Source organism: Atopobium sp. BS2, assembly GCF_000565075.1.
Taxonomy (GTDB): Bacteria; Actinomycetota; Coriobacteriia; order Coriobacteriales; family Atopobiaceae; genus Lancefieldella.
In genome coordinates, this window is the sequence record NZ_JDFG01000026.1 from 1 (window position 1) to 4477 (window position 4477).

General features: G+C 34.5%; 7 protein-coding genes. 2 read left to right on the forward strand and 5 right to left on the reverse strand.

The genetic code is table 11. The features are described from left to right. The 5 genes from HMPREF1492_RS02760 to HMPREF1492_RS07585 form a co-directional block, all read right to left on the reverse strand. Window positions 1-380, reverse strand: a 380-nt coding sequence (locus HMPREF1492_RS02760; protein WP_232215595.1) for a helix-turn-helix domain-containing protein, incomplete at its 3' end; no start/stop codon positions are given. Between the two features lie 169 nt (window positions 381-549). Then, window positions 550-1362, reverse strand: a complete 813-nt coding sequence (locus HMPREF1492_RS02765) for a hypothetical protein (protein WP_035435690.1) — start codon at window positions 1360-1362, stop codon at window positions 550-552. Window positions 1363-1506: 144 nt separating this feature from the next. Then, window positions 1507-2004, reverse strand: coding sequence for a TIR domain-containing protein (locus tag HMPREF1492_RS02770; protein ID WP_035435692.1), 498 nt, complete (start codon window positions 2002-2004; stop codon window positions 1507-1509). Next, entirely contained in the window at window positions 2004-2834 is an 831-nt protein-coding gene (locus HMPREF1492_RS02775) for a macro domain-containing protein (protein WP_035435694.1), read from the reverse strand. The genes HMPREF1492_RS02770 and HMPREF1492_RS02775 overlap by 1 nt, the downstream gene beginning before the upstream one ends. 226 nt (window positions 2835-3060) lie before the next feature. Continuing rightward, entirely contained in the window at window positions 3061-3429 is a 369-nt protein-coding gene (locus HMPREF1492_RS07585; protein WP_198014337.1) for a relaxase/mobilization nuclease domain-containing protein, read from the reverse strand. A gap of 90 nt (window positions 3430-3519) precedes the next feature. Between HMPREF1492_RS07585 and HMPREF1492_RS07870 the strand changes: the two genes are divergently transcribed. Beyond that, complete coding sequence (locus tag HMPREF1492_RS07870; protein WP_502685327.1) at window positions 3520-3864, forward strand: transposase; 345 nt, start codon at window positions 3520-3522, stop codon at window positions 3862-3864. A gap of 94 nt (window positions 3865-3958) precedes the next feature. Then, on the forward strand, window positions 3959-4471 hold the full coding sequence (locus tag HMPREF1492_RS07595; RefSeq protein ID WP_232215565.1) for an IS30 family transposase: 513 nt from the start codon (window positions 3959-3961) through the stop codon (window positions 4469-4471). Window positions 4472-4477: the final 6 nt, after the last annotated feature.

Consider the following 4477-nt stretch of genomic DNA (forward strand, 5'->3'; position numbering starts at 1 on the left):
TTGGACTTAGAGCCTTTAGGTCTTCCTTTTGGCTTTGGCTTAAGAGCCTCTGCGCCACCTGTACGATAGAGTTTGCACCAGCTCTTAAGTGGCGCCAGCGACATAATCTTAAACTCGGCCATTGCCTCAGTCCTTGTCATGCCGCCCTCAATGACAGCTCTTGCTGCAGCAACTTTTTGCTCGTAGGTGTAGAGGGCCTGTTTGCCATCCATGGTCAGTAGCACCTCGCTTCCAAACGCGTGGTATATATAGTGCCATGTTTTTACAGTTGAGAGTGGGACAGAAAGAGTACTTGCAACCGTACGAGATCCCATACCGGAAGCAAAGAGCTCTGCTGCCTTTCTCCTCACCTCTACATCGTACTTTACCCTACAATCCATACGCATAAAAAGCCTCCTATTTCTTATGTCCAAGAAATGGGAGGCAGTTCAATAGCGGGTGGTTTTGTGTTTCGCGCGTTACACGCGCTCAACAGGCTAAAGCCTCGAATAAAAAGCCTCCCACTAAAATAACTTCTCATATTTTATACTGTATGAATACCTGATGTATTTAATAACATATATCCCCATTAACCACTTCTTTCATTGGTTTAAACGTATCTAAAATATCATTACTTGGTTCTGCTGTATCATAAAAACTGGTATAGTACTTTTCGCCACTATGCTTAGTGTAAAAATTTCCTATTTCCCAAGAGCACCATTGTCGAATACTATGATTGCCACGAATTCTCAACTCGCTATTAATTGTCCGTAAAAATAGAAGCTGATTACTTCTGTTTAATTCATCATCTAATATTTTTTTGGTAATTGAACTATTGCTATTAACCCCATTCCACATCCAATTAACATATAAAAATCCTGATCTCAACCAAAAATAATAAAATAGAGCCTGAGTTAGTCCTTTGTCATAATATGCATAAGATAAAAAGGTTTGCTTTCTACCCAAGTGAACACGTTCAATATCTGTAATATCAATAAAGTTTGTCTCTATAACCTTTTCCTGATATTCCGCAATTGCTTTTAATAAATATCCAAAAAATGTTTTAAATGAGTTCCCATTATATAATAATATTTGGTTTTTTCCTTCCATTTCTTTTTCTATAGCATATGAGATTATTTCTACAAATTTTTTGTTCTCAATGTCTCTCGCATTATCATCAAATAGTTTTTTATATTCAAACTGAAAATCTTTATAGTCTCCATTATTTATAATATCTTCAAATCCTTTTATTAAACTTGCCGAATCATAGTACATATTTTTTACAGACGAGTAATCTATAAAGCGTATTACTTCATCACCACTTTCTATAATATTTCCGCTTTCCAAAAAAAGATCATATCTTGTTAACGAGCTAAATCCCATAATATCTCCTTTTTATTTTATAATAAAATACCATTCTAAAATTTCTAAAATGCATTAATAAATTTATTTAGCATTTCCAAATCAACCCAAATGTAAAATTCTATATATTAAAATATTTTACTATACGTATATCTAATATTGATTTTACTCTAGTTTTTCATATACATTATCTTTATAGTAATATGCTCCACTTTCACCAGCATTTTTATATATAGCGTAACTATTAGGCCAATTTTCTAGTGCATACTGCATTATTCGTTTTCCATAAGGAATAAATATTGTCAATTGCTCCTCTAATGACGATGGACATAAACTATCTTTGGATTTGCTTCCATTTAAATTCACAGCTATTATCGGTAAATCCAGTTTTATTGCTGTTTCTATTTCCCACTTAACAAATTTTCTTAGATAGCGTGTATTTTCTCCTATTAGTAAAACAAAAACTTTAGAGTTTTCCATCCTAATCCTCAATTGCTTTTTAATAGATTCTTCATAGCTAGAATCTCTCGCTGTATTGATATCATGAGCATCATAGAAATTAAATGCTGATCCATCAGTTTGTTTCCACGCTTTCATTAACCAGTAATATTTGATATCATTGTCTCCATCAAATGCGACATAAGTTTTGTTTCTGTATGACATTATTTTTCCAACTCCTTTAATTTTAAAATATTTATTTTATTAATTTTTTTCTCATCAATAATAATTGACAATTTTGCTGGATACTTAAATTTTATTTTGCTTAATTTAAATGTCCAAATCATTATATTTAATAATTCATTATCATCAATATCCTTAAATCCGCCCTTGAACCTAGTTATTCCTGAACCAAATATAGGCACTGAAACAGGGCGTTGTGCGTAAATTCTATTTATTTCATTCCAAAAACACTCTAAAAACTGGAGGTAATCATGTATTGTTAAATATGCCTTATTATCTTTATCAAATTTAGAAAATGCTACCAATACATATTCATCAATTAATATAGAACTGCCTAATGTATATTTTATTGCTTTACCATTTCTTTTTATATTTGATTCCTTAATATGTTTTTGTAAGTGCTGATTTTCTTTAATGGTGTTATCTAAAGTACTTATGTTTTTACGATAATTTTTAATATATTGCCCATTCAAAGATCTCTCTGCAATAATTACATTATCAACCGTTGTATCAAAATACTCATTGAATGGAACTACTTTTAATCCTTCTTGCTTAAATAAATCTCCTGATATAACATGAACATCTGAACCATCTATATTTAATTTAATTTTTGTCATCTTGTTCGCATACATCCAAATAAAAATATATACTAAAACAAGAACACTTAAAAATACAAAACCCGTGCAAATTTTACATTCTTTTGGGATTTCAACAAAGATAAAAACCAATGAAAACACCGTAGAAATTGCAGTTATTACTTTATAATAAAATTCTCTCACAATTTTATCAAAAAAATGCACTTTTGTGGCCATTGCATGTCACTCCTTTCTCTAAAAATTATATTTATAAATATACTATTATTCTAGAAGAAAATTTGTTAAATTTAACTAATTTATATGATGTCATCATTGTTCTTATACTTATGAATATTCCACTTTATTATTAAAATAGATATTATAAATTTAGTTTATCGCTGTAAATACAATATATTTTCAAAACCATTGTAGCGATGATGTCTAACTATACTTCTTTAAATTCTCAGCTTGCTCCAATACTTCTATCAATATCAAATTGGAGCTTTGACTTATAGCTACTGTCTTTTTTATCCTCATTCCAATCATACCAACTTACAAATTTTCTTCGTTTAATCTCATTGATTTCCCTTTGTGTTTCTTGGTCGATAACAGATAAATTATGCTCTTTACATAGCTTGCTGCTTTGATTTCTCATGTTCATATAGGAGCCGTAATAGGAATGACATACCTTACCTTCATCCACATCGTTCGAATTAAAAATGATGTGATTGTGGATATGGTCTTTATCGATATGTGTCGCTAAAACATACTCACATTTTCCCCTTGAATTCTCATTGCAAGTGCAACAACAAAAGACAAGGTAGTGACCCATGGGTCTACAATGGCGCTTACGACAACGATCATTGAAAGGATTTCCATGGGTCACTATAGCCATCTTAGCATTGAAGAGCGCGAAGACATTATGGTCTGGTGGAAAAATCATGAAAGTATAAGCCAGATTGCTCGTAAGCTCGGACGAAACAAATCAAGTATTTCACGAGAGATTAAAAGAAACGGTTGGACAATCATTGGAGTGGCGCATCTGTGCTATAGAGCCTCGACTGCTCAGAGAAAAACCGATGTTCGACGCCAGGCTTGCAAGAAACGCACCCTACTCGATGATCCAAGCCTTCGTGCACGTATTGTCTTTCTTATCTGTAGTCGCCACTTCTCACCTGAGCAGATTGCAGGCAGACTACACTTAGAACTTTCCTACGCTCCTGTCAGCTGTAGCACTATATATAGAGCCATACACTCGGAAAACTAGACTGTGAACTTCCAGGTGTACAGTCTGTACGTAGAGACTTAGACACCGAGGTAAACGACGGCATACAAAACACCTCATAGAGCGCAGAGGAAAAATACGGATAACTCATGAACTTGTCGAAAGACCAAAAGAGGTTGCAGATCGCCAACGCATTGGAGACTGGGAAGGTGATACCGTCATCGGTAAGGCCAAAGGGCCACGCCTGGTCACACAAGTTGACCGTATGAGCGGCTACCTTGTTGGTGGCAAAGCTGCATCAGGGTCTAGTGCTGATGTCAATGTAGCTATACAGCAAGCTTTGAGAGGTGAGGTAGTAAAAACCATAACGCTTGATCGTGGATCTGAGTTTGCTCGAGCAGCAGAACTTCAAGAAGCTATTGGAGTAAGTATCTACTTCTGTCTTCCACATCATCCCTGGCAAAGAGGTACCAATGAAAATACCAACGGTCTCATCAGAGAGTATTTTCCAAAAGGTACAGACCTCTCATCGATTAGCGATAGAGAGATTGAGGCAGTATATAATGAGCTCAATCTGAGGCCACGTAAGCGTCTGGGTTGGAAGTGCCCTTGGGAAGTCTACCATCACCAAACGTTGCACTTGCTTTGAGAATTC